This window comes from Ectothiorhodospira shaposhnikovii, from assembly GCF_047222355.1.
Taxonomy (GTDB): domain Bacteria; phylum Pseudomonadota; class Gammaproteobacteria; order Ectothiorhodospirales; family Ectothiorhodospiraceae; genus Ectothiorhodospira.
On the sequence record NZ_CP178333.1, the window covers coordinates 424,867 to 451,692 of the forward strand.

At 58.5% G+C, this 26,826-nt stretch carries 21 protein-coding genes; 14 read left to right on the forward strand and 7 right to left on the reverse strand.

All coding sequences use genetic code 11. The features are described from left to right. Window positions 1–35: 35 nt before the first annotated feature. The 7 genes from ACLF6L_RS01830 (at window position 36) to phoU (ending at window position 10,978) form a co-directional block, all read left to right on the forward strand. Window positions 36–2,405: a putative bifunctional diguanylate cyclase/phosphodiesterase gene (locus tag ACLF6L_RS01830; protein WP_238617772.1), complete on the forward strand. Its 2,370-nt coding sequence runs from the start codon at window positions 36–38 to the stop codon at window positions 2,403–2,405. Between the two features lie 87 nt (window positions 2,406–2,492). Continuing rightward, on the forward strand, window positions 2,493–3,863 hold the full coding sequence (locus tag ACLF6L_RS01835; protein ID WP_238617771.1) for a YhjD/YihY/BrkB family envelope integrity protein: 1,371 nt from the start codon (window positions 2,493–2,495) through the stop codon (window positions 3,861–3,863). Between the two features lie 194 nt (window positions 3,864–4,057). Continuing rightward, window positions 4,058–5,029, forward strand: a complete 972-nt coding sequence (locus ACLF6L_RS01840) for a PstS family phosphate ABC transporter substrate-binding protein (protein WP_276315701.1) — start codon at window positions 4,058–4,060, stop codon at window positions 5,027–5,029. A gap of 256 nt (window positions 5,030–5,285) precedes the next feature. Further along, a complete protein-coding gene (locus ACLF6L_RS01845) occupies window positions 5,286–7,583 on the forward strand; it encodes an ABC transporter permease subunit (protein ID WP_238617770.1) in 2,298 nt (765 codons plus the stop codon). 64 nt (window positions 7,584–7,647) lie between these two features. Then, complete coding sequence (gene pstA / locus ACLF6L_RS01850) at window positions 7,648–9,327, forward strand: phosphate ABC transporter permease PstA (RefSeq protein WP_238617769.1); 1,680 nt, start codon at window positions 7,648–7,650, stop codon at window positions 9,325–9,327. 24 nt (window positions 9,328–9,351) lie between these two features. Continuing rightward, complete coding sequence (pstB, locus tag ACLF6L_RS01855) at window positions 9,352–10,209, forward strand: phosphate ABC transporter ATP-binding protein PstB (RefSeq protein ID WP_238617768.1); 858 nt, start codon at window positions 9,352–9,354, stop codon at window positions 10,207–10,209. 37 nt (window positions 10,210–10,246) lie between these two features. After that, the gene (gene phoU, locus ACLF6L_RS01860; protein WP_238617767.1) at window positions 10,247–10,978 is read left to right on the forward strand and encodes a phosphate signaling complex protein PhoU; all 732 of its coding nucleotides are present in this window, start codon (window positions 10,247–10,249) and stop codon (window positions 10,976–10,978) included. Window positions 10,979–11,026: 48 nt separating this feature from the next. On the opposite strand, the gene ACLF6L_RS01865 is transcribed toward phoU, so the two are convergent. Further along, on the reverse strand, window positions 11,027–11,590 hold the full coding sequence (locus tag ACLF6L_RS01865) for a nucleoside deaminase (RefSeq protein WP_238617766.1): 564 nt from the start codon (window positions 11,588–11,590) through the stop codon (window positions 11,027–11,029). A 191-nt stretch (window positions 11,591–11,781) separates the two neighbouring features. On the opposite strand from ACLF6L_RS01865, the gene ACLF6L_RS01870 reads away from it, so the two are divergent. From ACLF6L_RS01870 to ACLF6L_RS01885, 4 genes are all read left to right on the forward strand, one after another. Then, window positions 11,782–13,479 carry a nitrite/sulfite reductase gene (locus ACLF6L_RS01870; protein WP_238617765.1) on the forward strand — a complete coding sequence of 566 codons (1,698 nt, stop codon included), beginning with the start codon at window positions 11,782–11,784 and terminating at the stop codon, window positions 13,477–13,479. Beyond that, the gene (locus ACLF6L_RS01875) at window positions 13,415–13,891 is read left to right on the forward strand and encodes a DUF934 domain-containing protein (protein WP_238617764.1); all 477 of its coding nucleotides are present in this window, start codon (window positions 13,415–13,417) and stop codon (window positions 13,889–13,891) included. The genes ACLF6L_RS01870 and ACLF6L_RS01875 overlap by 65 nt, the downstream gene beginning before the upstream one ends. A 112-nt stretch (window positions 13,892–14,003) precedes the next feature. After that, complete coding sequence (locus tag ACLF6L_RS01880) at window positions 14,004–14,465, forward strand: RT0821/Lpp0805 family surface protein (protein ID WP_238617763.1); 462 nt, start codon at window positions 14,004–14,006, stop codon at window positions 14,463–14,465. Between the two features lie 39 nt (window positions 14,466–14,504). Continuing rightward, window positions 14,505–14,990, forward strand: coding sequence for a DUF411 domain-containing protein (locus tag ACLF6L_RS01885; RefSeq protein WP_238617762.1), 486 nt, complete (start codon window positions 14,505–14,507; stop codon window positions 14,988–14,990). A gap of 18 nt (window positions 14,991–15,008) precedes the next feature. Here ACLF6L_RS01885 and ACLF6L_RS01890 read toward each other — a convergent pair whose 3' ends face one another. Both ACLF6L_RS01890 and ACLF6L_RS01895 read right to left on the reverse strand, forming a co-directional pair. Next, window positions 15,009–15,725, reverse strand: a complete 717-nt coding sequence (locus ACLF6L_RS01890; protein ID WP_238617761.1) for a phosphoadenylyl-sulfate reductase — start codon at window positions 15,723–15,725, stop codon at window positions 15,009–15,011. A 105-nt stretch (window positions 15,726–15,830) separates the two neighbouring features. Beyond that, a complete protein-coding gene (locus ACLF6L_RS01895) occupies window positions 15,831–17,720 on the reverse strand; it encodes a pyruvate kinase (RefSeq protein WP_412852228.1) in 1,890 nt (629 codons plus the stop codon). Between the two features lie 404 nt (window positions 17,721–18,124). Here ACLF6L_RS01895 and tnpA point away from each other — a divergent pair, with 404 nt between their 5' ends. Together tnpA and ACLF6L_RS01905 are read left to right on the forward strand one after the other, a co-directional pair. Beyond that, a complete protein-coding gene (gene tnpA, locus ACLF6L_RS01900; RefSeq protein ID WP_412852229.1) occupies window positions 18,125–18,568 on the forward strand; it encodes an IS200/IS605 family transposase in 444 nt (147 codons plus the stop codon). Then, the gene (locus ACLF6L_RS01905) at window positions 18,565–19,674 is read left to right on the forward strand and encodes an RNA-guided endonuclease InsQ/TnpB family protein (protein WP_412852230.1); all 1,110 of its coding nucleotides are present in this window, start codon (window positions 18,565–18,567) and stop codon (window positions 19,672–19,674) included. The genes tnpA and ACLF6L_RS01905 overlap by 4 nt, the downstream gene beginning before the upstream one ends. Window positions 19,675–19,741: 67 nt before the next feature. On the opposite strand, the gene ACLF6L_RS01910 is transcribed toward ACLF6L_RS01905, so the two are convergent. Beyond that, a complete protein-coding gene (locus ACLF6L_RS01910) occupies window positions 19,742–20,938 on the reverse strand; it encodes an IS4 family transposase (protein ID WP_412851734.1) in 1,197 nt (398 codons plus the stop codon). 159 nt (window positions 20,939–21,097) lie between these two features. Between ACLF6L_RS01910 and ACLF6L_RS01915 the strand changes: the two genes are divergently transcribed. Further along, window positions 21,098–21,409: a hypothetical protein gene (locus ACLF6L_RS01915; protein ID WP_412852231.1), complete on the forward strand. Its 312-nt coding sequence runs from the start codon at window positions 21,098–21,100 to the stop codon at window positions 21,407–21,409. Window positions 21,410–21,733: 324 nt separating this feature from the next. Here ACLF6L_RS01915 and ACLF6L_RS01920 read toward each other — a convergent pair whose 3' ends face one another. From ACLF6L_RS01920 to ACLF6L_RS01930, 3 genes are all read right to left on the reverse strand, one after another. Beyond that, a complete protein-coding gene (locus tag ACLF6L_RS01920; RefSeq protein WP_412852232.1) occupies window positions 21,734–22,630 on the reverse strand; it encodes a hypothetical protein in 897 nt (298 codons plus the stop codon). Between the two features lie 37 nt (window positions 22,631–22,667). Then, complete coding sequence (locus tag ACLF6L_RS01925) at window positions 22,668–26,321, reverse strand: PAAR-like domain-containing protein (protein ID WP_412852233.1); 3,654 nt, start codon at window positions 26,319–26,321, stop codon at window positions 22,668–22,670. A gap of 138 nt (window positions 26,322–26,459) precedes the next feature. Beyond that, the gene (locus ACLF6L_RS01930; protein WP_238617754.1) at window positions 26,460–26,783 is read right to left on the reverse strand and encodes a high-potential iron-sulfur protein; all 324 of its coding nucleotides are present in this window, start codon (window positions 26,781–26,783) and stop codon (window positions 26,460–26,462) included. Window positions 26,784–26,826 lie beyond the last annotated feature (43 nt).

The following is a 26,826-nucleotide window of genomic DNA, read 5'->3' on the forward strand; positions in this document are numbered from 1 at the left end:
ACCCATTCCGTGACGATGCACAAACGAGGCAGTTCATGTCGGTAACGCAGCAGAGGATCGTCAACCCGCCGGAACTGATCCTGTTCGGGCTCTGGGTGCTGATCACCTTTCTGCTCGGCCTGACAGCATGGTTGCTTGAAGGCGGCGCCAGAGTAGTGATCCTGGATATGCTCCATTGGACTTCCGCCTTTGCCCTGTCGCTGGCCCTGGCATGGCGGGGCATGCGCCTGGCGGCCACGCACGATGCGGATGTGCTGTTCTGGCTCGTTCTGGGGGCGGGGCTGATGCTGGTTGGCCAGTTGGTCTGGAATCTGCAGGTGCTTGCCGGCTGGAATCCTTTTCCCTCCCTAGCCGATGTCCTGTTCCTGGCGGTGGGTCCCCTCTGGATGATCGGACTGATGCGCGCATTGAAGCTGCATCTGCCCGCGGACCGTTTCCATTCCGCGATGCTGGACATCTGCGGAATGGTATTTGCCCTGCTGGCGCTGGTGCTCACGCTCTATGTCCCCCATGGAGAGGAGATTTCCCTGATTGCCCTGCTGGTGCTGGTCTTCTATCCGGTCAGTTTTCTCAGTGCCGCCTTCTTTGCCCTGTTGATGATCCCCGGCATGGCCCTGCGCATGGCGCCGGCCCATCTGCTGCTGATGGTCGGTATCACCGCCTATGGGCTGACCTGGATGCAGTGGAATCTGATGGTGCTGGATGGCCAGCTGCAGGCAGGCATGCTATTCAACATGGCCTTTGGCGTCAGTGCTTTGTTGTTGGGCCTGGGTGCCCGTTTCTGGCGCATCGAGGTTCGACAGGAGCCGGGATATCTGAATGCCTGTGAGAGGGTCATGAATCATGTGCCCCTGCTTGCCATGTTGCTGGCCCTGGCGTTGCTGTTCCATTTCTTTTATGCCTTGACTGAAACGGGGTTTGAGCGAGGCATCATTTTCGTCTGCTGTTTGCTGACGCTGCTGCTGGTGGGGGTGCGCCAGACGCATATGTTAGAGGTGCTGGAGCGCCTGCGTCAGGCGGAAACGGCCATTTTGCAGAATCAGGAGCAGATGTTCCGGCTGGCTCATTATGATGCCCTGACTCATTTGCCAAACCGACTGTTCTTCGAGAACCAGATGGAACACGCCTTGCAAATGGCGGCTCGACGCCATGATCGAGTGGCCTTCATGCTGGTGGACCTCGATCATTTCAAGCAGATCAATGACATTTACGGCCACCGCACCGGAGACATGTTGTTGTGTGAAGCCAGCGCCAGGATCAGTCGTTCGCTGGATGATCGGTGTACCCTGGCCCGCATGAGCGGTGATGAATTCATGGTGATGGTGGAACAGTGCCGATCCAGAACGGAGGTTGCACAGCTGGCCGAAGGGATTCTGCAGGGGTTTTCCAAGCCATGCCTGGAAAGCGGCAGAGAGCCGCATTTTGTCACTGCGAGTATCGGCATCAGCCTGTACCCGGACGATGCTTCCACCGTGATGGAATTGGTCCGAAACGCAGACTTGGCGCTGAATCAGGTGAAATCCAGCAATCGCAACAGTTACTGCTTCTATTTGCAGGAATACACGCTCATCGCCCGTAAGCGCCTGGAATTGAGCACCCTGCTGCATCGTGCCCTGCCGGAAGGACAATTCCATGTTCTGTATCAGCCGCAAATGGATGCGGCCGGGCGGCTTGTGGGGGCAGAGGCATTGTTACGGTGGACCGTGCATGGCCAGCCGGTTTCGCCGGAGGATTTCATTCCCCTGGCCGAGTCCACCGGACTGATCGTACCCATCGGGGAGTGGATCTTCCGGTCTGTCTGTCGGCAGTTGAGGCAATGGCGGCAGGGTGGGGTAGAGATCGGAGCCGTCTCCATCAATATTTCGGCGGTACAGCTACGCCGACCGGAGCTTGCCCGTCAACTGCTGGACATCGCACGGGAGGAAGGCACTTCTCCTGATACCATCATGCTGGAGGTGACCGAATCGGAAATGCTTGATGACGAGGTCATCCCCACCGTGGTGGCCTTGCGGGAGGCCGGATTCGGCCTGTCCATCGATGATTTCGGCACCGGGCAGTCGTCCCTGGTCAAACTCAAGAAACTGCCGGCGGGTGAGTTGAAGATCGACAAGGCCTTTGTACGCGACATTGCCCACGACGAAGGGGATCGTCAGATCTGCGCCATGATTCTGGCCCTGTCCCACGCGCTGGGCCTGACGGTGGTGGCGGAAGGGGTGGAAACGCCGGAGCAGTTTCGACTGCTCCGTGGCATGGGCTGCCATCGCTTTCAGGGATGGCTGTTTTCTCCCGCGGTCGAGGCGGATGCATTGGTAATGGCAATTCCGGGCCTGATGGCTGGACTTCCCGGAAATGATGCCGGAAATACCCCGATCACCGATGGGGCCGCGTCTTGTGACACTGTTTGAGATGCATCGGGCCTTATCTCACATGTGACAGCCTGCTCCCGCGCGGCCTATCATGGTGTCATGCGTATTCTGCAAAGGAGCCGATCGGTGAAGATTGCGGACTATCCCGAGCACCTGAGAAAACTGGTGGAGCAGGGTGACCTGCGACGCATGCCCCGATCCCAGGCCCGGGCGGTGGGTGCGGCGCGGGCGGTCATGAGCATCGGCCGGGAAGTCTCCGCCGGTCAACTCAACCTGCATGCCATGAGCCTGGTCTATACCAGCCTGCTGTCGGTGGTGCCGTTGCTGGCCCTGTCCTTTTCCGTGCTCAAGGGGTTTGGTGCCCACAACGCGGTGGAACCATTCCTGCTGATGGTGTTGGAGCCCCTGGGCGAGCAGGGAGAAGAGATCGCCGCCAACGTGGTGGGCTTCGTGGATAACATGCGGGTCGGGGTGTTGGGTTTTATCGGCCTGATCTTCCTCTTTTTCACTGTGGTCGGTCTGATCCAGAAGGTGGAGACGGCCTTCAATTACATCTGGCATGTGACCTGTCCGCGCGGTTTTGCCCAGCGGTTCGCCAATTATCTCAGCGTGATCCTGGTGGGGCCGGTGCTGATCTTCTCCGCCCTTGGCATCACGGCCTCGGTGATGGCCACGGATGTCGTACAGAGGGCCATGGACTATGGTCTGGTGGGGGAGTCGGTGGCGTTGTTGAGTCGCCTGGTGCCGTATCTGCTGGTGACGATGGCCTTCGCCTTCATTTATGTCTTCGTGCCCAATACCCGCGTGAAACCGCTGCCCGCGCTGACGGGGGCGCTCGTGGCCGCGCTGCTCTGGCAGACCACCGGCTGGGGCTTTGCCTCCATGATGGCCGGGTCCACCCGGTACGATGCCATCTATTCCGGATTTGCCATCGTCATCATGGCGCTGTTCTGGCTGTATCTGAACTGGCTGATCCTGTTGGTGGGCTCCCATGTGGCCTTCTATGTGCAGAATCCCGGCTATCTGCATGTGGCCCAGGGGGTGCCGGTCAGACTCTCGGGGGATCTGCAGGAGCGTCTGGCCCTGAGGGTGATGCGGCTCACCGCGGAACGTTTCTATCAGGGCGAGGGGCCGACGCCAAGGATACAGATGGCCCGGGACTTCAATCTGCCCGAAGAGGCCCTGGCGCCGGTGCTGGAGGCGCTGAAGCAGGCCGGTCTGTTGGTGGCGGCGAGGAAAGAGGACGCAACCTATGTGCCGGGGCGGGATCTGGAACGGATCAGTTTGAAGGAGATCCTGGATTCGGTGCGCGGCTATGGCAGTTCGTTGCTGGATGACGGGCTGCCCGGCGAGGATCGGCGGGTGGACCGGGTATTGAGGGAGCGGGACGAGATGCTGCGGGAGCGCCTGGGCGGCATGACCTTGAAGGCGCTGGTGACCGATGAGGGATCGGTACGGGGCGATAAGGATGGTGCCGGGGATGTGAAGCAACCCTGACCCATCGGGGCCGCGCCCGTTCGTGGACAGGCCCGCTCCTGCGGGTCTGTGTCCAGGACGGGTCTGTCACCAAAATGTCATGCTCTCTTCACAAACCTGACACCGCAGGTTTTCATACTGCCTCACGTCAAGACGGTAGGTAGCCCTTGCGGGCTTCTCGACACACGCACACCCCTGTCCAGAGGAAATCAATGATGAACCTGAAGAAGGCCCTTGTCGCCGGCGTGGCCGCGGCCCTGATGGTTTCCGCGCCCGCCATGGCGGATCGCGTCGACCCCAACCTGCCCGACTACCAGCGCGTCTCCGGCATCTCGGGCAATCTGTCCTCCATCGGCTCCGATACCCTGAACAACCTCATGACCCTCTGGGCCGAGGAGTTCAATCGCTTCTATCCCAACGTCAACATCCAGATCCAGGGTGCCGGCTCCGGCACCGCTCCGCCGGCCATCACCCAGGGTACCGCCAACTTCGGCCCCATGAGCCGTGCCATGCGCTCCTCCGAGATCCAGGCCTTCGAACAGGCCCACGGCTATCCGCCCACGGAAGTGGGTGTGGCCATCGACATGGTGGCGGTGTTCGTGAACAAGGATAACCCCATCCAGGGCATGTCCATTCCCCAGGTGGACGCGGTATTCTCCGCCACCCGCCGCTGCGGCCATCCCGAAGACATCACCCGCTGGGGTCAACTGGGTCTGACCGGTGCCTGGGCCAACCGCGACTTCACCCTCTACAGCCGTAACGCCGTCTCCGGCACCTATGGCTTCTTCCGTGAATTCGCCCTTTGCGGGGGTGACTTCAAGCCTAGCATCAACGAGCAGCCTGGTTCCGCCTCTGTGGTTCAGGGCGTGACCGAGTCCATCAACGGCATCGGCTATTCCGGCATCGGCTATCAGACCGCCGGTGTGCGCGCCATTGCCATCGGCAAGGATGAGTCCCAGCTCTTTGAGCCCACGGCGGAAAATGCCGCCACCGGTGACTATCCGCTGGCCCGTCAGCTGCTGGTCTACGTGAATGCCCACCCCAACCGGGGCATGGCGCCGCTGGAAAACGAATTCGTCAAGCTCATCCTGTCCAAGCAGGGGCAGGAAATCGTGTTCCGTGACGGCTACATCCCCCTGCCGGCCTCCGTGGCCGCTCAGGTGCGCGAGCGCGTCGGTGTGAAGTAAGCGGTCCTTGCGATCGACTGCAAACCGGCCCCGGCGAGGTATCGCCGGGGCCGGTTTTTTTGTGCCTCGCTTCCGTCACTCCCGTCACTCCCGCGAAAGTGGGAGCCCAGGCCTTTCAGTCCACCACTGGATTCCCGCCTTTGCGGGAATGAAGACATGCGTGCCTTTCATGAAATATGACAGTCCGTAACCATACTGTCACTTTCATGGGTTACCGTGCGCGCAAAGTGCAATCCCTTCGGACGGCGATTTCCCCATGACTGATGCATCCATCACAGCCCCGGGCAAGGACAGCAGGCCGTCGGCCACGCTGCTCCCCAGCGGTGAAAAACGTGCACGCCTGCGCAAGTGGCGCTATTTCAAGGACGGTGTGTCCCGCTATGGCGTGGGTGCCGGCGGTATCGGGGTGGTGTTCGCCCTGGGTCTGATCTTCGTCTACCTCTTTTACGAGGTTTTCCCGCTGCTGGTGCCGGCGGATGTCTCCGTCGAAAGCACCTACCAGCTCCCCGGTGATGCCGACGCCGATACCCTGTTTCTGACCCTGGAGCGCTATCAGGAACTGGGGGTGCGCTTTTCCGACCGCGGTATCGCCACCTTCTTTGAAACCGGCGATGGCCGCGTCCGCGCCCAGGCGGCCATGCCCATTCCCGAAGGGGTGGCTGTCACCAGCTTTGCCCATGGCGAGGCTCGCCAGCGACTGGTGGCCTATGGCCTGTCGGACGGCAGCGCCATCATCGGCCGCCATGCCTATGACCTGAGCTATCCGGATGACATCCGTTACATCACGCCCAAGGTGGATTTCCCTCTGGGGGATGACCCGGTGGTGGTGGACCCCCAAGGCAGGGCCCTCACCCAGATTGCCGTCCAGGAAGGCCCCCAGGGTTTCGTGCTGGCGGCGCTCACCGAAGACAACCGTCTGCTCATGAGCCGGGTACGCAGCACCACCAACCTCTTCACCGGGGCCGTGGACGTGCGGCGGGACTCTTTCCAGTTGCCGTCTCCACCCGGTAACACCCGGCAGATCCTGGTGTCAGGGGATCATCGCAGCGTCTTCGTTGCCGATGACCTGGGACAGCTCCATTACTACGACATCTCCGTGCCGGCCAATGCCCGTCTGGCCGATTCCGGCCGGGTGGTTCCCCAGGGACATCAGATCACGGCCATGGACTTCCTGGTGGGCACCCTGTCCATCATCGTCGGTGGGTCCGACGGTTCGGTGTCCCAGTGGTTCCTGGTGCGGGATGAGCAGAATCTTCATCACTTGACCCTGGTACGGGAGTTCGAGCCCCATGCCGCGCCCATCACCGCCATCACGCCGGAACTGGCCCGCAAGGGATTCTATGTGGGAGATGCCTCCGGTGTACTGGGCATTCATTACGCCACCTCCCACCGGACCCTGCTCAAGCGTCAGGTGACCGATGGTCCGATCCTGGACATCGGTCTGTCACCGGTGAATCGGGCCATGCTGGTGAGGGACGAGGCCGACAACATTTTGTTCCTGGACCTGCGCAATCCCCACCCGCAGGCTTCGTGGCAGGCTCTGTGGAGCCGAGTGTGGTACGAGGGGCGCAGTCAGCCCGAATTCATCTGGCAGTCCTCCGGCGCCACCGATGATTTCGAGCCCAAGTTCAGCCTGATTCCCGTGACCCTGGGTACCCTGAAGGCCGCCTTCTTTGCCATGCTGTTCGCCACCCCCCTGGCCATCATGGGTGCGATCTATACCGCTTATTTCATGCAGCGCCACCTGCGCACCGTGGTCAAGCCCACGGTGGAGATCATGGAGGCCCTGCCCACCGTGATTCTGGGCTTCCTGGCGGGCCTGTGGCTGGCGCCGTTCATCGAGTCCCATCTGCCGGCGGTGTTCAGTATCCTCATCCTCATGCCCCTGGCCATGCTGGCGGCCGGCTTCGCATGGACCCGCGTGCCCATGAGCGTGCGCCAGTACGTCCCCCTGGGCATGGAGATCCTGGTGTTGGTGCCGGTGATCCTGTTGGTGGGCTGGCTGTGCGTCGCCGCCAGTCCCCTGATGGAGGTGCTGTTCTTCGGCGGCAGCATGCGTCAGTGGTTGACCGACGTGGGCATTACCTACGACCAGCGCAATGCCCTGGTGGTGGGGATCGCCATGGGTTTTGCCGTCATTCCCACCATCTTCTCCATCGCCGAGGATGCGGTGTTCAACGTGCCCAAGCACCTGACCCAAGGTTCCCTGGCTCTGGGCGCCACCCCCTGGCAGACGGTGGTGGGCGTGGTGCTGCCCACCGCCAGCCCCGGTATCTTCGCCGCCGTGATGATGGGCTTCGGTCGGGCCGTGGGCGAGACCATGATCGTGCTGATGGCCACCGGCAACAGCCCGGTGATCAACTTCAACATCTTCGAAGGCATGCGCACCCTCTCGGCCAACATCGCCGTGGAACTGACCGAGACCGCCGTGGGCAGCACGCACTACCGCATCCTGTTCTTCTCCGCCCTGGTGCTGCTGATCCTCACCTTCGTGGTGAACACGGCGGCGGAGATCATCCGCCAGCGCCTGCGTCAGCGCTACAGCAATCTGTAGGCCGGGGAGGGCATGACATGATGATTTTTCTGGAACTGGACCGGAACATGCCGGGAACAAGCAAATGACTCTCAAGAACTGGTTCAAGAGCGGCAGCCCCTGGGTCTGGCTCAATGCCGGCGCCATCGCCATCAGCATGATCATGGTGGTGGGCCTTTTGGCCCTCATCCTGGTGCGCGGTTTCTCCCACTTCTGGCCCTCGCCGATCCTGATGACGGATCTGATCACCCATGACGGTCGCGAAATTCGCATCGTTGGCGAACTGTCCCGCTCCCAGGTGCTGCCGGCCCAGGTACTGCGGGATGCGGGGGTGCCCATCGATGACGATATCCAACTGGTCACCCGTCACCTGATCAAGCAGGGTAACCGGGATGTCTGGGGGCGGGACTTCGTCTGGTATCCGGAAATCGGCATGAGCCAGTGGTCCTATCCGAGAGATGTCATGCGCCTGGAGCGGCGTGAATGGGGCGATTTCTACGGCTTCCCCGTGCGCATCCTGGAACAGGGCCGCACCGTGGCGGAAGGAGACCAGCTGTGGCCGGAGCTGCAGCAGCGCATTCGCCGCGCCAACGATATCTTTGATGAAATCCGCCGCATCGAGCGACGGGAGATCGGCAACGTCAATCACCGCATGGAGCGGGTGCGTCTGAGCGAGCGGCGCCTGGACCTGCAACTGCGTGAAGGCCGCATCACCGTGGCCGAGCGGGATCAGGGCATGGCGGCCTTGGCCGCCCAGCGCCTGGTACTGGACCAGGAATACGCCGTGCTGCAGGAGCAGCTGGACGCGCTGTACAAGGACGTGCGTCGCGACACCCTGGTGACGCGGGTGATGGATGGTCGGGAATGGGAAATTCCCATGGCCCAGATCATTCGCGCCATCCAGCCGAACGACATGAATGTGTTCAGCAAGATCGGCCTGTATCTCAAGCAGTTCTGGGAGTTCATGAGCGGCTATCCCCGTGAGGCCAACACCGAGGGCGGCATTTTTCCGGCCATTTTCGGTACCGTGACCATGGTGTTCATCATGTCCATCATCGTCACCCCCTTCGGTGTGCTGGCGGCCATCTACCTGCGGGAATACGCTCGCCAGGGGCCGCTGTTGCGGGTGATTCGCATCTCCGTGTACAACCTGGCGGGGGTACCCTCCATCGTCTTCGGGGTGTTCGGCCTGGGCTTCTTCGTCTATTTCATGGGCGGGGCCATTGACCGCAACTTCTACCCGGAGGCGCTGCCGTCGCCCACCTTCGGCACGCCGGGTCTGATGTGGGCGTCCTTCACCCTGGCCCTGCTGACCCTGCCGGTGGTGATCGTGGCCACGGAGGAGGGATTGTCGCGGATTCCCAGCACCATCCGTCACGGCAGTCTGGCCCTGGGTGCCACCAAGGCGGAGACCCTGTGGAAGGTGGTGGTACCCCTGGCCACGCCCGCCATGATGACCGGCCTGATCCTGGCCATCGCCCGGGCCGCGGGCGAGGTGGCGCCGCTGATGCTGGTGGGGGTGGTGAAGCTGGCTCCGACCCTGCCCATCGACGGTAACTTCCCCTTCATTCATCTGGAGCGCAAGATCATGCATCTGGGCTTCCACATCTTTGACGTGGGCTTCCAGAGTCCCAACGTGGAGGCGGCCCAGCCGCTGGTTTACGCCACCGCCCTGACCCTGGTGGTCCTGATCGTGGTGCTGAACCTGACCGCCATCAGCATTCGCAACCATCTGCGCGAGAAATATCGTGGCGAGTCGGATTGATCCCGATCGAAGAGATTCAAGAATATGGACGGCATGACAACCATGACAGAGCAGAACACCATGACCCACGGCGTCACCGCCGGTCTCTTCGAGAACACCGAGCGCAAGCGTCTGCGCCTGGCCGACGAGACCATTGCCCTGGAAGTGCAGGACCTCAACCTCTACTACGGTGAGGCCCAGGCCCTGAAGCGCATCTCCATGAAGGTGGCCGCGAAGCGGGTCACCGCCTTCATCGGCCCCAGCGGCTGCGGCAAGTCCACTCTGCTGCGCTGTTTCAATCGCATGAACGACCTGGTGGATGCCTGCCGTATCGAGGGCAAGATCCTGCTGGAGGGGGACGACATCTATGACCGCAAGGTGGACGTGGCTGAATTGCGTCGCCGGGTGGGCATGGTGTTTCAGAAACCCAACCCCTTCCCCAAGTCCATCTACGAGAACGTGGCCTACGGCCTGCGCCTGCAGGGTGTGCGGGACCGCAAGGTGCTGGACGAGGTGGTGGAGCGATCCCTGCGGGGCGCGGCCCTGTGGGACGAGGTCAAGGACCGTCTCCACCAGAACGCCTTCGGGCTTTCCGGGGGTCAGCAGCAGCGTCTGGTCATTGCCCGGGCCATCGCCATCGAGCCGGAGGTGATCCTGCTGGATGAACCGGCCTCGGCCCTGGACCCGATTTCCACCGCCAAGATCGAAGAGCTGATCTATGAGCTGAAGAAGGAATACACCATCCTCATCGTCACCCACAACATGCAGCAGGCGGCCCGGGTATCCGACTACACCGCTTACATGTATCTTGGCGAGATGATCGAATACGGTGACACCATGACCCTGTTCACCAATCCCAGGAAGAAGGCCACCGAGGACTACATTACGGGTCGTTACGGCTGATCGGCCGTTCTTCACCGACATTTTCGAGGCAATAGCGATGGACAAGAACAAACTGGGTGGTCACTACCTGGAGAAATACAACGAGGAACTGGAGAGCCTGCGCAACCGCGTCCTCGCCATGGGTGGTCTGGTGGAATCCCAGGTGATCGATGCCGTGAACGCACTGGTGGCCGCCGACGTGCGCCTGGCGGATCAGGTCATCAAGAACGATGCCCGGGTCAACAGCCTGGAGGTCATCATCGACGAGCAGTGCGCCGAGATCCTGGCCCGCCATCAGCCGGCGGCCAGCGATCTTCGCTTCATTATCTCCATCGTCAAGACCATCACCGATCTGGAGCGTATCGGCGACCAGGCGGAGAAGGTGGCCCGCATGGCGGTGCACTTGGCGGAGAAGGACAGACCCAAGAATCAGTACGCGGATGTTCAGTCCCTGGGCGAACGGGTGGCGCGTCTGGTGCATGAGGCCCTGGATGCCTTTGCCCGCATGGATGTGGAAGTGGCCCTGGCGGTGGCCAGGGAAGATGCGAACGTGGACCGGGAGTACGAGTCCGTGATGCGCCAGCACATCACCTACATGATGGAAGACCCCCGCACCATCACCCGTGCCCTGGACGTGATCTGGGCCCTGCGGGCGCTGGAGCGCATCGGCGATCATGCCCGCAACATGTGCGAATATGTGATCTACCTGGTGAAGGGCAAGGACGTGCGCCACGTCAGTCTGGAGGAGATGGAAAGGGCTGCCCGGGGCGAGACGCCGGGAGAGGAATAGGCCGCCCTCGCGGGAGTCTCCCGCATCGTGACTGCTGGTGCCCGGCTCTCAGTAGAGCCGGCCGCCGGTCGCCAGATACTGATTGAGCACGGCCACGGCCTCCTCCCGCAGCACCCCTCCCGTCACCCGGATGCCTCGCCGTTCCAGGGCCTGCGGCCAGGCCGCGGGCTTGTCGCCCTCGTCAAACCCGATGGCCCGAACATCCTCGTCCAGGGCCGCGTAGACCAGTTCCCGGATGCCGGACCAGGGCAGGGCACCCATGCACATGGCACAGGGTTCGGCCGATACCGCCAGCCGATACCGGTGTTGCCCGCCATCGCTCAGGTCGTGCCGCCCCACCCTCTGCTGGGCCATGGCCAGTGCCACCATCTCCCCATGCAGGATGGAACAGCCCCGGCTCACCACCATGTTCACCCCCGGTGCCACCAGGGTCCCGTCCTCGTCGAAGATAGCGGCCCCAAAAGGCCCGCCGGTGCCGTGGATCACATTCTGTCGGGACAGTTCGATGGCGAACCGGACCTGTGCCTCGGCGGTCTCCAGCACGGGAACCGGTCCTCGCAGTTGTGTCTGCAACCAGTCGGGCAGGCGGACTGTCAGCTCGGGTAATTCCATGATGCCTCCAGGTGGTCAACTGCCTGGGCTTCATTGTAGGCCTTGCGGGGCGTTCCTGAATCTGGCCGACACTCCCCTTGACCTGCCTCATATTCACTAAAAGAATCAATAGATGAATACAAATTCTTTTTTGATCGTTATCAATTGAAGTAACCTCCTGCAAAGCTCAAGAATGCAGGAGACGGCAGACAATGTACCAACAGGATGAATGGGACCAGGCCCTGCTGCGGGAGCGGGTGGCGGAATTCCGCGACCAGACACAGCGTTTTCTGGCCGGGCAGCTGACCGAGGATGCCTACCGTCCGCTGCGCCTCATGAACGGCCTCTATGTGCAGCGCCATGCCCCCATGCTGCGGGTGGCCATCCCCTATGGTGTCCTCTCCTCGGACCAGTTGCGGGGGTTGGCCCATGTGGCCGAGCACCATGACCGCGGCTATGGCCATTTCACCACCCGCCAGAACATCCAGTTCAACTGGCTCACGCTGGCGTCGGTCCCCGATGTCCTGGCCGAACTGGCCGAGGTGGGTTTGCATGCCATCCAGACCAGCGGCAACTGCATCCGCAACGTCACCACCGATCCGCTGGCGGGACTTTTGCCCGGCGAGGTGGATGACCCCCGGCCCTGGTGCGAGCTGATCCGGCAATGGGCCACCCTGAACCCCGAGTTCACCTTCCTGCCGCGCAAGTTCAAGATCGCCGTCAGCGGCCGCCTGCACGACCGCGCCGCCTGCCGGATTCATGATCTGGGGCTGGAACTTCGGCGGGATGAACAGGAGAAGCCGGGATTCCGGGTCTGGGTCGGCGGCGGCCTGGGTCGAGAGCCCCATCTGGCCCAGTGCCTGCGGGAGTTCCTGCCCGCTGATGATCTCATCGACTATCTCACGGCGGTATTGCGGGTCTACAACCAGGCCGGGCGCAGGGATCATCTCTACAAATCCCGTATCAAGATCCTGGTCAAGAGCCTGGGGATCGAGGCCTTCTCGAATCAGGTGGAAGCAACCTGGCAGGACATTCGTGAAACCCGGTCCATCTCGGCCCTGGCCGCCCTGGCGCGGATCCAGGCCCGATTCACCGAGCCGGCCCATGATCCCGCGCTGGCCGATGACCGGATCGAGCCCACGCCCACCGGGGCTTTTGCCCGCTGGCTCCGGTACAACACCCGTGAACACCGGGTACCCGGGTACCGGGTGGTCTTCATCCTGCTCAAGGGGCTGGAACGGGCGCCCGGCGACCTGACGGCGGTGGAGATGCGCGTGCTGGCCGATCTGGCGGATCAGCACGGCTTCAGCCGGTTGCAGACCACCCATGATCAGAACCTGCTGCTGCCCCATATTCCGGTGCGGGCCCTGCGGGAGGTCTGGCAGACCCTGGACATCCTGGGTCTGGCCAATCCCGGCATCGGCACGGTGAACGATGTGACCGCCTGTCCGGGACTGGATTACTGCAATCTGGCCAATGCGGCCACCCTGCCGCTGGCGCAGCAGATCCAGCAGCGTTTCCAGGATCTGGATTATCTCCATGACCTGGGGGAGGTCCACCTGAAGATCTCCGGCTGCATGAACGGATGTGCCCATCACCACGTGGCGGACATCGGTCTGCTGGGTGTGGAAAAGCAGGGCGGTTCCTGGTTCCAGCTGCTGCTGGGAGGCCGTGCCGGGGCCGAGAGCCGGCTGGGGCGCGTGCTCGGGCCGGCCCTGCGGGCGGAGCAAGTCCCGGACGCCATCGAAACAATACTCGCCCTTTACGCCGCCCGGCGGCTGTCGGGGGAGCCTTTTGCGGAGACGGTGCAACGCATCGGTCTCAAGACTTTCAAGGAAACGGTTTATGAACAACATGATCATTCTCGACGGGCAACTCACCACGGATCACTGGCGCACAGTGAGGGATGACGAATCCCTGCCGCCGGACGGAAACCTGCTGTTCGGGTATGAGCGGTTCGTCGCCAACGCCCTGTTCTATTCCCAGCGCCCCGGCGGACTGGGCGTGATCCTGCAACCGGAAGACAGCCTGGAGCCGATCCTGCCGTGGCTCGGCCGATTGAACCTGATCGGACTGCATTTTCCCCGGGTGGCGGATGGCCGGCACTACAGCACTGCCCGGTTGCTGCGTACCCGGCACGGCTATCAGGGCGAACTCAGGGCGACCGGCGAGGTCTATCGGGATCAGCTGGACTTCATGCGCCGGGTCGGTTTCAACGCCTTCCAGTTGCCGGAGAGTGAAGATCCGCAGGCGGTGCTGAACGGTGTGAGGAGTCCGAGGGCCTATCCGGATCTGCAGTATGATCTGCTCAGAACCGCTTGATCGTCCGGTCTCCAATTTCCATATGGCTTTGGTCAGGCCCCGTTCAGGTCTTTTGGTCTATCCTCCCACGGAAGCCTGAACCTGTCTGCGCAAAAGACCCGGGAGCATCATCATGACCATTCTGAGCAAGATCAGCATTGCCGCCATCATGGGCGCGGCCGTCCTCGTCGGCGGCTGTGCGACGGGACCGACCCAGGAGCAGACCGGGGCGGTGATCGGCGGGGCCCTGGGCGGCGTCATCGGCAGTCAGGTTGGTGCCGGCAGGGGGCGTACCGCCGCCATCATTGCCGGCACCCTGGCGGGCGCGGCGGTCGGCGGTTCCGTGGGACGGACCATGGACGAAGTGGATCGCATGAACGTCTCCCGTGCCCTGGAAACCTCCCCCGACAATCGCCCGGTGGCCTGGCGAAACCCGAATACCGGCCACAGTTTCCAGGCCACCCCCACGCGTACCTACCAGGCCTCGGGTCAGGACTGCCGTGAATATACCGTCATCGGCAATATCGACGGTTCACGGGAAACCATCACCGGCGTGGCCTGCCGGGATGCCCAGGGGCGCTGGATCAATCAGTAGTTCTTTCAATCGATGACCGTAGCCGGTCCGGAGTCAATCATGTCCCCCGCAAAGGATGTTCCATTTTTCCTGAAACCCATCCTGATGCTGTCCCTGTTGATCGGTGCCCTGTCTCTGGGGGGGGTACAGGCGGAAGACGTGGCCATCACCGTCTACAAGGACCCCGACTGTGGGTGCTGTACCCTGTGGGAACAGCACCTGGAGGCCAACGGGTTCCGGGTGGACAGCCGGGAAACCCGTGCCATGGGTCTGGTCAAGGCGCAGGTGGGGTTACCCCGTGCCATGGCCTCGTGTCATACCGCCATTGTGGATGGGGTGATCGTGGAGGGACACGTTCCTGCCGAGGTGGTGCATCGCTTCCTGGCCGAGCGTCCGGCGGGAGCGGTGGGTATTGCCGCCCCGGGCATGCCGCTGGGTTCTCCCGGGATGGAGATGCCCGATGGCCGGACCCAGCCTTATGACGTCATGGCCTTCGATGCCGAAGGCCGCAGTTGGGTCTACAGCTCCCATAACGACGGTCAGTAGCCGAACACTACCACTGGCTCACACATGCTCATGCAACCCGCACTCGCGCTTGAGGCCGAAGAACCGCATCTGTGACGGGTCATCAATCTCATGTACCGAGCGCGTGGTATGGACATCACCGATGGACAGGTAGCCCTCGTGCCACAGCGGGTGATAGGGCAGTTCATGGCGGGTGAGATAGCGGTGCACATCCCGGTCGGTCCATTCGATGATGGGGTGAATCTTCAGCCGCCCATTCTGTGAGGCCACGATATCCAGGTTTGCCCGGGAGGCCGACTGCTGTCGGCGCAGCCCGGCAAACCAGGCGCGTGCCCCCAGTTCACCGAGTGCCCGCTGCATGGGTTCCACCTTGTTCATCCGGTTATAACGCTCGATTCCCTCCAGCCCCTGTTCCCACAGCTTGCCGTAGCGCGCCTCCTGCCAGTGCGGGGAAAGGGCGGCGCGGTACACATGCAGGTTCAGGTTGAGGCGCGAGGACAGTTCATCCACGAACCGATAGGTTTCTGGAAAGAGATAACCCGTATCCACCAGGATTACGGGGATATCCGGTTGTTCACGGGTCACCAGATGCAACATCACCGCGGCCTGCGCACCAAAACTGGAACTGAGCACGATTTGCTCGCCGAAGTGCTCCAGTCCCCAGCGCACCCGGGCCTGCGCATCCAGGGATGCCAGTGTGCGGTTGATGCCTTCCAGGTTTTCGTGGTTGTGCCGTTCAATGGCCGGTGCTGACATGCCGTGTTCCTCCATTCGTCGTTGGAGGTACAGTAGCAAGGATTGCGGATGGTCAAAAAAGAATAAAATGTAACTTATCGATTCATTTTTGATATTTATGGCGGTCTAGCCGGCCAGCCGCAGAGCCCGGAGCTGGGCGGTCTTCTTGTGCTGATGGGCCTGCATCCGCACCAGGATGCTGTCCAGGGTCTGAAGGGCGTCCAGGATATAGGGACCCTTGTTGAGCATGACGCATTCGGCCCGTCCCGCCATGGCGGCGTCCGTCAACTCCGGCCGCGAGATCAGGCCTTCCTTGGCCAGGCTTTCCAATACCTGGGTGGCCCAGATCACCGGCACATGGGCCGCCTCGCAGAGCCACAGGATCTCTTCCTGTATCTCCGCCAGACGTTCTCCCCCGATCTCCACCGCCAGATCGCCGCGAGCGATCATCACCCCCAAGCGGTGGCGCCCCAAGGTGGCCAGGATGATCTCCGGCAGATTCTCCACGGCTCGGCAGGTCTCGATCTTGGCCACGATGCCCAGGCCCGAGCCTCCTCGCCGGGCCAGTTCATCCATGAGCAGCATCATGTCCTGCCGGGATTCGACGAAGGAATAACCCACCAGATCCGCGTGGGCTGCCACGAAACCCAGGTGTTCGAGATCCTGCGGACTCAGGCCGGGCAGGTTCAGCGAGGCGCCGGGGAAATTGATGCCCCTGTCCGGCCGCAGGCGATGTCCCTGGGGACGGCAATGGGTGATGCGGATCATGACGCCGTCGTCAGTGAGGTGATCCACCGTACCGCCAATCTTGCCGTCATCGATCCAGACTTTTTGTCCCGCCTCCAGGGCCGCCAATGCCTCGGGCGTGGTACAGGCAATATGTGCGGGCAGCAGACATTGCCCCCTGTCGTCCACCGTTGCCGGTTGTCCCGGGGTCTGGGTGCGAGTCAGGTGCAGCAGATCATCCTTGAACAGTCGGATCGTGACGGGTTCCAGCGCGGGCCAGTCCAGTTGCAGTGTCTGTATCTCCTGCCAGTCACCCATACCGTTACGGCGTTCATGAACGAAATGGGTGGACTGGGTGAAATAGGCGCCGCGGTCCAGGGTGGCCAGCCGACCGCCATGGTCCAGTGTCTGCACGATGCTCATCCGGCGCTTCTTGCCCCGGGTATCTTCGAAAACCAGTCGGTCACCGGCCTGCATGCGATCCAGACAAGGAGCCGGCAGCAGATATTGATACACACCCTCACCCACAGTCATCAGCGTCCCGTTCGCGGGATTCAGGATGATCTGCGCTGGTTGCATCACCCTGCCAAGCAGGTTGCGCCGTGGTTTGACATGAGAAACCGGCGGGCGATGGGCCAAGGGACCGGTGCGTAGCTTGTGACCCGCCAGATCCATCAGGATCGTACAGCGGGAGTTCAGTCTTCGCTCGGCGGCGCGCAGGTGGCGGATCATGGCGGACCAGACTTCCGGATCATCATGGGCGCAGTTGATGCGGGCGCAGTCCATGCCGGTTTCCATCAGTTTCTGCACCAGATCCTCATGCAGGGCGGCTTCCCTGGGCAGTGTGACCATGATGCGCACCTGCCTTCCGGCCGGCGGGGTTCCGAACAGATGGTCGGCATTTTCCTTGAGCGTGTGCTGACCCCGTTCGAAATCGATCCCTGCGGGTTCGGGATCGGCTTCATGGTTGCGGTGGGTGAGCCGGGTCAGTACCCGCAGCACCTGATTGATGCTGGCCATGACATGGGCTTCCGTGCGCCCCAGGGAAGAGAGCCCCTGTCTTGCCAGGCATGTCTGCAAGGGGCGCAGGTCTATTGCCCTCAATGCCAGATACTGGGCCAGATTGCGGGCGGAAAAGGGAATGATGTCCGGGCAATCGGGATGAAATTTCTTCAGCCGCTGTTCAGCGCCGGACACCACCTCGCTCCTGAGCTTGAGCATGGCATCCGTCAAGGTATTGAGGTCTGCCAGAGAGGCATCCGGGGTTGCCGAGGCGGGGCGCTGAGTCATGGGTTGGAGAACCTGTATCGCGCGTGGCCATTTCCACGCATCCACCCGTGAATACCATGCGGGCATGACAGGCGCGTGAACTTTTACAAAGACACGGCATTGTCAGCAAATTGTCATCGTGAATGCATAGCATGAGCGTGTTTTGCTTATCGAATCTCATCTCGACAATGGCTGGCTGTGAGGAATGATTGTAATGAAACCGAAATTTCCCCTCCTGCTCGCAGGTCTTGTGCTGGTGCTGGGCGTGACGGGTTGCCAGACTGCGCCGGAAAAGTCCCCGATGGCTCAGGGGTCGTCACCATGATGCGCGAGAAGCCCCCGGCTTTAGCCGTGGGGAGGGATAGCGCTCGCCGAAGGCGGTGATTGCTTGTATTATCCTGAGGCCTTCGGAATAATCCATCGATATGGAATACCGGTCCAACAAAAACGTGGTGTTCGCCTGTCAGTACCATGTCATTTTCTGTCCGAAGTATCGGCGGAAGGTATTGGTGGGTGAGGTGGAGAATCGGCTAAAAGCCATTGCGCGTGAAGTGGCGGAAGCCATGGATGTGGAAATCATCGAAATGGAAACCGATCAGGACCATATCCACCTGCTGGTGAGCGTAGACCCTCAGTGGGGCATCCATCGCTTCGTCAAAGCCCTCAAGGGGCTCAGTTCGCGTCTGCTGAGGGCAGAGTTCCCGCATCTTCGGCGCAAGTTGCCGACGCTATGGAGCAATAGCTATTTTGTGACCACGGTGGGCGGTGCGCCCCTGACGGTGGTGAAGCAATACATCGAAAGCCAGCAAACATCCGAGCGCCCGAAAGAGCGCGAGAAGTGGGCACGCTATCTGGAGGCCTTGAGTTGACTGATGCCGCCAAAACCATCATCAAGACCCTGAGCGTGCGGGTGAAAGACCGGCACGCCAAGGTGCTTGATCGCATGGGGTTCGAGGTCAATCAGGTTTGGAATCTGGCCAATGAAATGGCCTATGAGGCTTGGCATGTTCCCGTGCCCGAGGTGGGCTGGATTCAGGGGGGCTGGTTGCATCCCTTTGACATCCAGAAAGCATTGGCCGGAATCAACAAGGCTCGTGGATGGCTGATTGGTTCGGCCACGATCCAGGAAGTGATCGCGGTCCACGGAAAGTCCCGAAAACAGTTCAAAAAAAGCAAACTACGTTGGCGGGTATCCGGTGGCCCTCGTCGCAGTCTGGGCTGGATTCCGTTCAAGTCCCGCGCCGCGCGGTTTGAAGGCGGCAAGGTGCGTTTTGCCGGGGAAAGTTTTGGGGTATGGGACAGCTACGGGCTTGAAAACTTTAAATTCCGTGCGGGGAGTTTTTCCCAGGATGCCCGAGGCCGTTGGTACTTTCATGTGCAGGTGGAGGTTGCTGCTCAGGAAAAATCGGAAGGCTCCAGTGCGGTAGGCATTGATCTTGGACTCAAGGACGTGGCCACCTGCTCGGATGGCGAGCGTTTATCGGCCTCGCAGCCCTATCGAGCTTTGGAAGAAAAACTGGGCATTGCGCAACGGGCCGGAAAGAAAAAACGGATCAAGGCCATCCATGCAAAAATCAAACACCGGCGCAAGGACGCCATCCATAAATTCAGCACCATGCTGGTGGAACGGCATGGTGCCATCTTCGTCGGTAACGTGAGCAGTGTCAGCCTGGCTAAAACCCGCATGGCAAAGTCCGTGCTGGATGCCGGCTGGGGAATGCTCAAGACCCAACTCCAATACAAGGCGATAGCGCGGGGAGCTTGGTTTGAGGAAATCGACGAGGCGTATACCACCCAAGCCTGTTCGTGCTGTGGTCATATCGGCAACAGCAGTCCGAAAGGTAGGACAGGACTTGGAATCAGAGAATGGACCTGTCAGGCGTGCGGTACGCGCCATGACCGCGACATCAATGCCGCAAGGAATATTCTCGCGCTTGGGCACAAGCGTCTCGCAGGAGGAATCCCCCGGCTTTAGCCGTGGCGAGGGTGTCAAAACAGGCTGACATGAAGGGCCCCTTTGATCCTGGAGTATCCCCACGAAATCATGCAGGGATCCCGGCGGCAAACACGGTTCGTATGGTCGATCTGATGCGCTGTAAGGTGTCGTCGAGGATGTTGGCTGATTCTCGCCGCAGCACTCTCAAGCCCAGGAAAAAATGGGATAACACCCGTCGCTTCGCGGTGTTGGGCTGGTAATGACGGTGGCGTCCCTCATGCTCTGCCGCCAGACCCACCAACCAGGCCGCAAAACTGGCCAGGGCGGCAATCAGCAACAGCACATCAAATCTTTGCGCAGAGCGGGAGCGGGAACGATTCACGCCAAGTCCATAATGCTCATTTTTGCTGGCACGAAAATCCTCTTCAATTTGCATCCTCAGCGAATAGAGCGCTATCACCCGGTCGGTGATCTTCGCCCCTCCAAGCAGGGAGGTGGCAATGACCCAGGGCTCTCTCTGCCCAGTTGCATGCGCGCGACTCTTGCCAGCCTGGGCGCGCCGGCCAGACCGGGTCGCATGAATACGACCCTGAAGGCGCTTGCGCAGGCCATACACCTGGCATTCCAGGGAATCGTGGCGGGTCATGGCAAAGGCACCCATGAAGGTCGGCTGATTTTCATCCAGCAAGCATCCCAATTCGCGGGTATTGAGCCAGATGTCCTCGCCTGGCCGCGTCATCTGGACCAGACCTCGCGCTCGGCCCACCCAGTCCCAGCCCAAAGCTTCCACGGCGCGAAACCAGGGTTTCTTGAAACCGGCGTCCGTGACGATCACCGGGCGGACTCCGGCGGGCAAGACCTCCGAGAGGCGCTTCAAAAAGTCCTCCTGGATCTCGCGGTTAGCGTACTTGGACTGAGGGTGGCACTCCTGGTACAGGGTTCTTCCCTGGCCGCCCACGGGCACCGAGGCGCGCAACACGTGAATGCTCTCATCCACCGCCACCGGCGACCAGTCCACCAAGATCACTGGGCGCTCTTCCTGCCCAACCAGCCAGTGAGCCATGGCCTGATAAACCGTCGCCGCCTCTCGATGCATCCTGGGGTTACCGATGAGCCGATCCATCTGCTTGATGCTCGCCTTTTCGGTGATCTTTCGCTGCGATGCCCGGCCAAGACCGGTGACCGAGGTGGTCTGCCCGTCCAGAGCCGCCGCCGTGGCGATCAGCAGCGCGTTGAAGCGGGTGCGGTGAATGGATTGACAAGCAACCCCCAAGTTTGCGTGAATCAGGTCCGTGGCGTGCATCGGTGTGTTTCGTGGCTCTTTTTTGGCTTCGTCACCTTAAAGAATCACGATCTTGCCGGTGCATGTCCACCCCCACCTCCCCTTATCCCACTGTTTCACAAGGAATTCCGCCCGCAAAAACGTGGGGATAGCCCAGCCTTTGATCGCCCTGGATTCAGGGTGGAGGCCTCGGATGGCCGTTTGTGGGTGCTCAAGCCGGGCCAGGAAAAAAGTGGTGAGCACGTGGCCCTGATCGGTGCGGGTCCCCAGGGGATGACAGTGCGTGCCGTGGACCGTGATACCGCGCTGGAATATCTGGCCGCCAAGCCCGGATTCCAGGTAGAGGCGAAGGATGGGCGTCTGTGGGTACTTAAGCCTGGACAGGAGAAGAGTGGCAACCATGTGGCACGTATCGGCGTCGGTCCATTGGGCAGCACTGTCCGTGCGGTAGATGCGGAAACCATGGAAGCGTATCTGGCCGCTCAGTCTTGATTTTTAATTCGCTAATTAAACATATACAATTTGGCCGGTATGGATGCTTGATTTAGAGGAAAATAAAAGCCTTGAAAAGTCAAGTCATTGAGTTTCTGGATTGGTAATAAGTCAAGGCAGGTCAACGAGAAGCGCTCTGAAGTGAATTTCAGAGTGCTTCTTTTTTTGCGCTCCATTTGAATATTTGATGTGGAAACCGGTCTGCTTGCTTGAAACCTTGGATAAGGCATAGTTTGAATACGTCATTCCCGCTTTCGCGGGAATGACGGCAGGGAGGGGGCTTTTTTCCCTGATGTTGGATTGCCTGATGTTGAATTGAATTTGTCAAATGATGTCTTTATCCATCTTTTTGTTTTTTAAAATGCTATCAAAAAGGGTTTTCCTGATAACAGTTCCGGGCCCAATTCTCTCCCATCTGCCGTCTGGGTGGCGTATCCAGTTGGGTTCTTTTGGTAGTTTTTCAGTTTTTAGTAGTGACCATTGCCAGTCTTCAGAATTGATATTTATAGGCGCGTTCTTTTTTGCTTGCGCATCTTCTTGGTGATTTTGGTCTTTGTTTTCCATGAATCTTAATATGTAGCAGTAAATTTCTTCTGCTTCTTCCGCTGTGTATTTGTTTTCCAGGCAGTCTGATATGTTTATTAGTTTGTATGTCAGGTAGGCGCTTGGCGCTCCGTTGGTAATTAAGTCGGCTGGTGGTCTTATGATGCTTAGGTGTGTTTCTTCGTATTTTGTTGGCTTAACTGGGTTATGAATGTCGTGAATTAAGAATGATATGTCGCTCCAATTTACAGTGTCTTGTCTTTTTGATAGCAGTTTCGGGATGTGGACGATTTGATTTTTTTTGTCAAAGATTACGAATCTGTTGTGTTTTTTGTGGTCGGTTATTTTGAATAATAAAATACCCGCGGGTATTAGCAGGATAAGCCACGTCATCCATAGATTTATATTGTAAAAAAATGCCGATATCGGCATGATTACTCCAGCTAGAAGCATTGTTGTAGCGATCGTGTCAATGGTTGAGCTCCAACTGTTGTCTCCGTATATTAATAAGTTTTCATCATGTCTTGCTGGCGCCGGATTTTGTAGTTCATTGTTTTTTATCTTTGCGATATTCTTTTCTGAAATTAGTGATGTATTTTTTTCTTTTGATATCCTTACGTCAGATCTTTTGAAGGTTTCAATTAGTGGTGACTTTATAGTTGATCTTGCGATGCTCATGCTATTTTTATTTATGGTTTGTTGTGTTGACTGATTTTTAGCGATGTCTTTTCGTAAATATATTGTTCGTCGGCCAAGTCTGCTCTATTTTTTCGGTAAGTTCGTTTTCTATCCCTTGTAGCTTTATTTCTATTTTTGTTTTTATTCCATGTATTATTTCTTTTCTTTTTGCTTCTAGATATAAGTGGATTCTTTGTTCTTCTTCTGTTTTTGTTGTTTTTGATTTTGTTTTTTTCGTGATTTTTCTGGTGGTTTTGTAATAATTTAATTGTATGCTGCCGCTGATGTTTTGTCTTTTTATCAAGTTGGGTTGAGTGGATATTATTATTTCGATGATGACTGGGTCTTCCGGGCCTAGATCTTGTGTTTTTCTGTGAATTTTTACTAGATCTTCGTGGGTTTTCGGTTTTTTGTTTTTTATTTTGTTTGACTTGATGTCGTGAATTTTTGTTTCTAGCTTTATTCTTATTGTCGAGATTATTATTTTTTCAATTTCCTTTTTTATTTGGTTTTTGCTTTTTGTTTTTGGTGTTTTTCCAAAGTGGCTATTTATTATTGCCTTTTCTGTTTTGCTTCTTGTGTTAGCTGTTATTATTGCTTGCCCTAATGCGCCAATAGCTAGCGCTGTTAGTATTATTATTCCTGATCCTGCTGGGATGAGAAAAGTTATAGCTCCTGAAATAAATATTAGTGAGCCGCCGAAGGCTTGGCCCATATTTTGAGACTTGATTCCATTTCTTATGGCTATTAAGGCAGTTGCAGACTCTATAAGCCCTGCGCCACGGGTCAATCGTCTGCTTGTTCTTTGTAGCATTCTTTCATGGAAGCTTTTTCTGTTAGCGATTTTTCTTGCTGTCTCTGTTTCTAATTCATTTATTGCGAATATCGCAAGAGTTGATAAGGCGGACATTAGGTTTAGATGTTCTTCAAGTGTTGCATTTTTTGGATTGCTTGCGGCGCTGAAGATGTTTGCTGTGATTATTGGTATTTTTATGGAGTTTGCAGTTGCTCTGTAGTGTGGGCTGGATGTAATATTTTGGCTGATCTGGATGTAGTGTACTGGGTCGATTATTTTTGGTGGTTTCGGTAATTTTATTTTTTTGGACTGAATTATTGTCTGTCCGATTATGTTTGTGCTATTGATTTCTTCTAGTTTGGTTTTTGTTATTTCAAGCCTTACTTTTGTTATCCTACTTAGCATTTCTGCTGTTTCTTGAATTCCTTTCTCTGGTGTTTCAGTGTTTATGTTCAGCGTGGCTTCTGTCAGTGCCTGTAATATGCCTTCAATGGCGCCTGCGGAGAATGTGATTAACTTTAATCGGTCAATTTCCTTTAGGCTTTCTAAGGGTTTGCTTTTTGTTTTTAGTCTTTCTTCGTTTTCAAGCCAGGTGTATAGGATTGATCTTGCTTCGCTATCCTTGCCATTGATAACTGGGATTTCCTCTGTCTCTCCTATCGCTATTTTATATAGATAGCCCAGAGATTCTTGAGACTCATTTTCAAAAACCGCATATCCCCAGTGCAATATCCCTATGGCACGTGTCTCCGGGTTATTGCTGCTGGTAAAATCCTCCATGGATCTTTTAAACTCTATTGAGTTTAGTGTTTTTGCTAATTTTCTTTCTGTTGAGTTTTTTATGTTGTTGGATCTGGTTGTTATTTGATCCAGTTCGGTAAGTCTTCTTTTTATTCTTATGGTGTCCGCTACTTTTGTTAGTTCTGGGTTTTTCTCTATCATTTTCTGGATCAGTCTTCCAAGTGCTATTTCTCCTTTTGTGGCGGATTCTTCAATTTTTTCTAGTGTGGTTAGTTGCTCGTCTAGTTGATTTTTTAAATCTCTTGTCATCTGCAAGGGGTCTTGAAATATTGCTATAAGACAGCTGGAGGCGTCTCGTAATGTGAGCATGTCATTTCTGTCGTCTTGCAGCTGAAAATGTCTACGTGGTTGCCCTCCATGTTCTGCGTTATATCCAAGGCGACCCGACCTTGCGCTATCTCTGCCTAAACATAGAGGTTGAAACCTTTCTGCCACAATCGAATCATTACGGTTAGGCTTATTTGTGTTCATTGATATTGATGAGGATTGATTCCTCAAATCCCCCCACGCCATCCCCCCAAAACCCTCGATCCGTTCCCAGTGCCAGGGGATCTCGCTCATGGCCAGGTGATATTCATGGAGATGTCCTGCCACGTAGTGGGGTAGGAGTATTCTCGCGCCCAGAGGACAGTGCGCAGGCCGCTCGTCCTGGCCCTGCCATTGAGTCAGGTTGACTTCAAACCAACTGCCCTCGGGGCCGGCTTCCAGTTCCCGCCAGAGATGTCCGTCACGAAAGAGGTAAACCCGGCATCCGGGACGTATCGGGGCGGTTTCCCGCTGATCCAGGTCCAGTGCCCGATGCAGGACGATAGCGGCAAACTGATGGTGGTGGCGATGCACCCTGAGTTCCGGGTCACCTGCAAGGTTCCTTTTCCGCGGCATGACTCCACTGGCCAGCGGAACCCGGTAGATGCCGTGAAAGGGATCATCCAGCCGCAATGCGAGGTCGACAGGCGCTTCTTCGAGCCCGGTGAAGATCATCCGATGATGGCCTCGGTGACCGGGTTCCGGTTCGGGGTAGGCTTCCATGTGTCGCTGGGTGGAACCCTGGGTTGTCAATTCCATCAGCAGTCCTTTTCCTTCGGCGCGATCCAGATCGATGTCCAGACGCAGGGCGTAAGGAGATTCCTCGACAGGCGGTGCCTGCAGTATCTCGAGATCGATTTCAGGCGGGGGTGCGCAGCCTGGCTGCATCAAGGGTGCCGGCGGTGTGTTGCGGCAATTGGAAACCATCTGGTCGAATTGCCGGACGGCCGGGCGTCCTTCGAAAAAGACATTGCCGGAAGCGGTCAGAAACTCCGCATGACCCTGCCGGGTACCGGAGCGAAGGCCACCGCAGTGACCGGCTTCGTCGCCTCGACTTCTGGAAAACCGTGAATCCAGGTGGCAGGCGGGGTGACCATTGATGAGGATGCTGCCGGCGGTGCCGACGGCATCCATGCTCTCGGCCACATTCATGTACGGGATGGGTTTGCACTTTTTGCCGATGCGGGTGCGGCAGACGTCGATGGTGGTGAGGATGCCTTCCGAGCCGGCATGGACCGCGCTGCGACCGTTGATGGCGATGTTCCGGTTACCGGAAGTCCGGGGTGAGTCGCCTCCCGCGTGACCGGACTCAGGTTCTCCCGAACTGAGTGGGCGGGTGAGGATGGTGCCCGGAATCAGACCGATGTGAGCTTCAACAGCATCGGCGATGGCTCGAATGTCTCCCGGGTTCAGCCTGCCCAGCAGGACATCACCACCCAGGCCGGTCCGTGGACAACGGCTTGTTCGCCCGCCATCCGGCGTGGAGGTCTCCGGTAGTGTCCAGTCGGGATCAATGCGGCGATAGAGGCCGGCCAGCGTCAGATGCGCGGTTTCCTGTCCTCCGAGCCAGGCCTTGAGTGCCCGCCGGCCTTGTTCCAGAGAGGGGAAGACGGGCAGGCCCTGGGCAATGCCGATACTGCCATTGTCCAGGGCCGCCATGCCCAGGCCCAGGAGCCCCGGGTTCTGGGTGCGCCAGGACAGGCTACCCCCTCGAAAGATGGTGAGAACTTCCGTGTCGTCAAAGTAATGGACCTCCTGATCGGAGGCGCCACCGGCAGCCGTGAACATGGGGGGCGTCCTTGCCTCTGGGATCGAAGAGAATCATTTCCCGGCGTTGTTCAAGGATCAAGTCCCTGGCCTGATTTTTTGGGAAGAGTTCTCATTTTTTTGTTGGATCTGACAGCTTTTGGTCGGCAGCGCAGCCGCTCAGCCACGGGTCACCCATGCGTTGCACCACCCGCCGGCCGCCACCAGTTTGCCGGGGAAGACGGCGCAAGGTCCCCATTCCGCCTGGGATGGATCGCTGAACATCAGGCAGTTGGCGCAGTTATGGCCTTCCTTATAGGCACTGTGGGTGGAATCCGAAGCATTCTCCACATAGCTCATGGCCTTTGCCTGTGCGCTGTTCGGATCCAGGCGTTCTGCCGCCAGGGCTGTGTGCCATGACAGGGGCAGGATGGTGACCGCGGCACCGGCCGCACTCATTTTCAGGAACCGGCGACGCTGCATGGAAGCATTCTTGTCACTCATGTTGCTGTTCTCCTCTATCTCGCTTTTGTCGTGTGCTGACAGC

Excerpts from the sequence above, each read along its gene's own strand:
- ACLF6L_RS01880 (WP_238617763.1), top strand. The coding sequence starts at position 14,004 with ATGACCATTCTGAGCAAGATCAGCATTGCCGCCATCATGGGCGCGGCC.
- ACLF6L_RS01870 (WP_238617765.1), top strand. The coding sequence starts at position 11,782 with ATGTACCAACAGGATGAATGGGACCAGGCCCTGCTGCGGGAGCGGGTG.
- ACLF6L_RS01925 (WP_412852233.1), bottom strand. The coding sequence starts at position 26,321 with ATGTTCACGGCTGCCGGTGGCGCCTCCGATCAGGAGGTCCATTACTTT.
- ACLF6L_RS01840 (WP_276315701.1), top strand. The coding sequence starts at position 4,058 with ATGAACCTGAAGAAGGCCCTTGTCGCCGGCGTGGCCGCGGCCCTGATG.
- ACLF6L_RS01895 (WP_412852228.1), bottom strand. The coding sequence starts at position 17,720 with ATGACTCAGCGCCCCGCCTCGGCAACCCCGGATGCCTCTCTGGCAGAC.
- tnpA (WP_412852229.1), top strand. The coding sequence starts at position 18,125 with ATGGAATACCGGTCCAACAAAAACGTGGTGTTCGCCTGTCAGTACCAT.
- ACLF6L_RS01865 (WP_238617766.1), bottom strand. The coding sequence starts at position 11,590 with ATGGAATTACCCGAGCTGACAGTCCGCCTGCCCGACTGGTTGCAGACA.
- pstA (WP_238617769.1), top strand. The coding sequence starts at position 7,648 with ATGACTCTCAAGAACTGGTTCAAGAGCGGCAGCCCCTGGGTCTGGCTC.
- pstB (WP_238617768.1), top strand. The coding sequence starts at position 9,352 with ATGGACGGCATGACAACCATGACAGAGCAGAACACCATGACCCACGGC.
- ACLF6L_RS01845 (WP_238617770.1), top strand. The coding sequence starts at position 5,286 with ATGACTGATGCATCCATCACAGCCCCGGGCAAGGACAGCAGGCCGTCG.
- ACLF6L_RS01910 (WP_412851734.1), bottom strand. The coding sequence starts at position 20,938 with ATGCACGCCACGGACCTGATTCACGCAAACTTGGGGGTTGCTTGTCAA.
- ACLF6L_RS01930 (WP_238617754.1), bottom strand. The coding sequence starts at position 26,783 with ATGAGTGACAAGAATGCTTCCATGCAGCGTCGCCGGTTCCTGAAAATG.
- phoU (WP_238617767.1), top strand. The coding sequence starts at position 10,247 with ATGGACAAGAACAAACTGGGTGGTCACTACCTGGAGAAATACAACGAG.
- ACLF6L_RS01920 (WP_412852232.1), bottom strand. The coding sequence starts at position 22,630 with ATGAGCATCGCAAGATCAACTATAAAGTCACCACTAATTGAAACCTTC.
- ACLF6L_RS01830 (WP_238617772.1), top strand. The coding sequence starts at position 36 with ATGTCGGTAACGCAGCAGAGGATCGTCAACCCGCCGGAACTGATCCTG.
- ACLF6L_RS01885 (WP_238617762.1), top strand. The coding sequence starts at position 14,505 with ATGTCCCCCGCAAAGGATGTTCCATTTTTCCTGAAACCCATCCTGATG.
- ACLF6L_RS01890 (WP_238617761.1), bottom strand. The coding sequence starts at position 15,725 with ATGTCAGCACCGGCCATTGAACGGCACAACCACGAAAACCTGGAAGGC.
- ACLF6L_RS01875 (WP_238617764.1), top strand. The coding sequence starts at position 13,415 with ATGAACAACATGATCATTCTCGACGGGCAACTCACCACGGATCACTGG.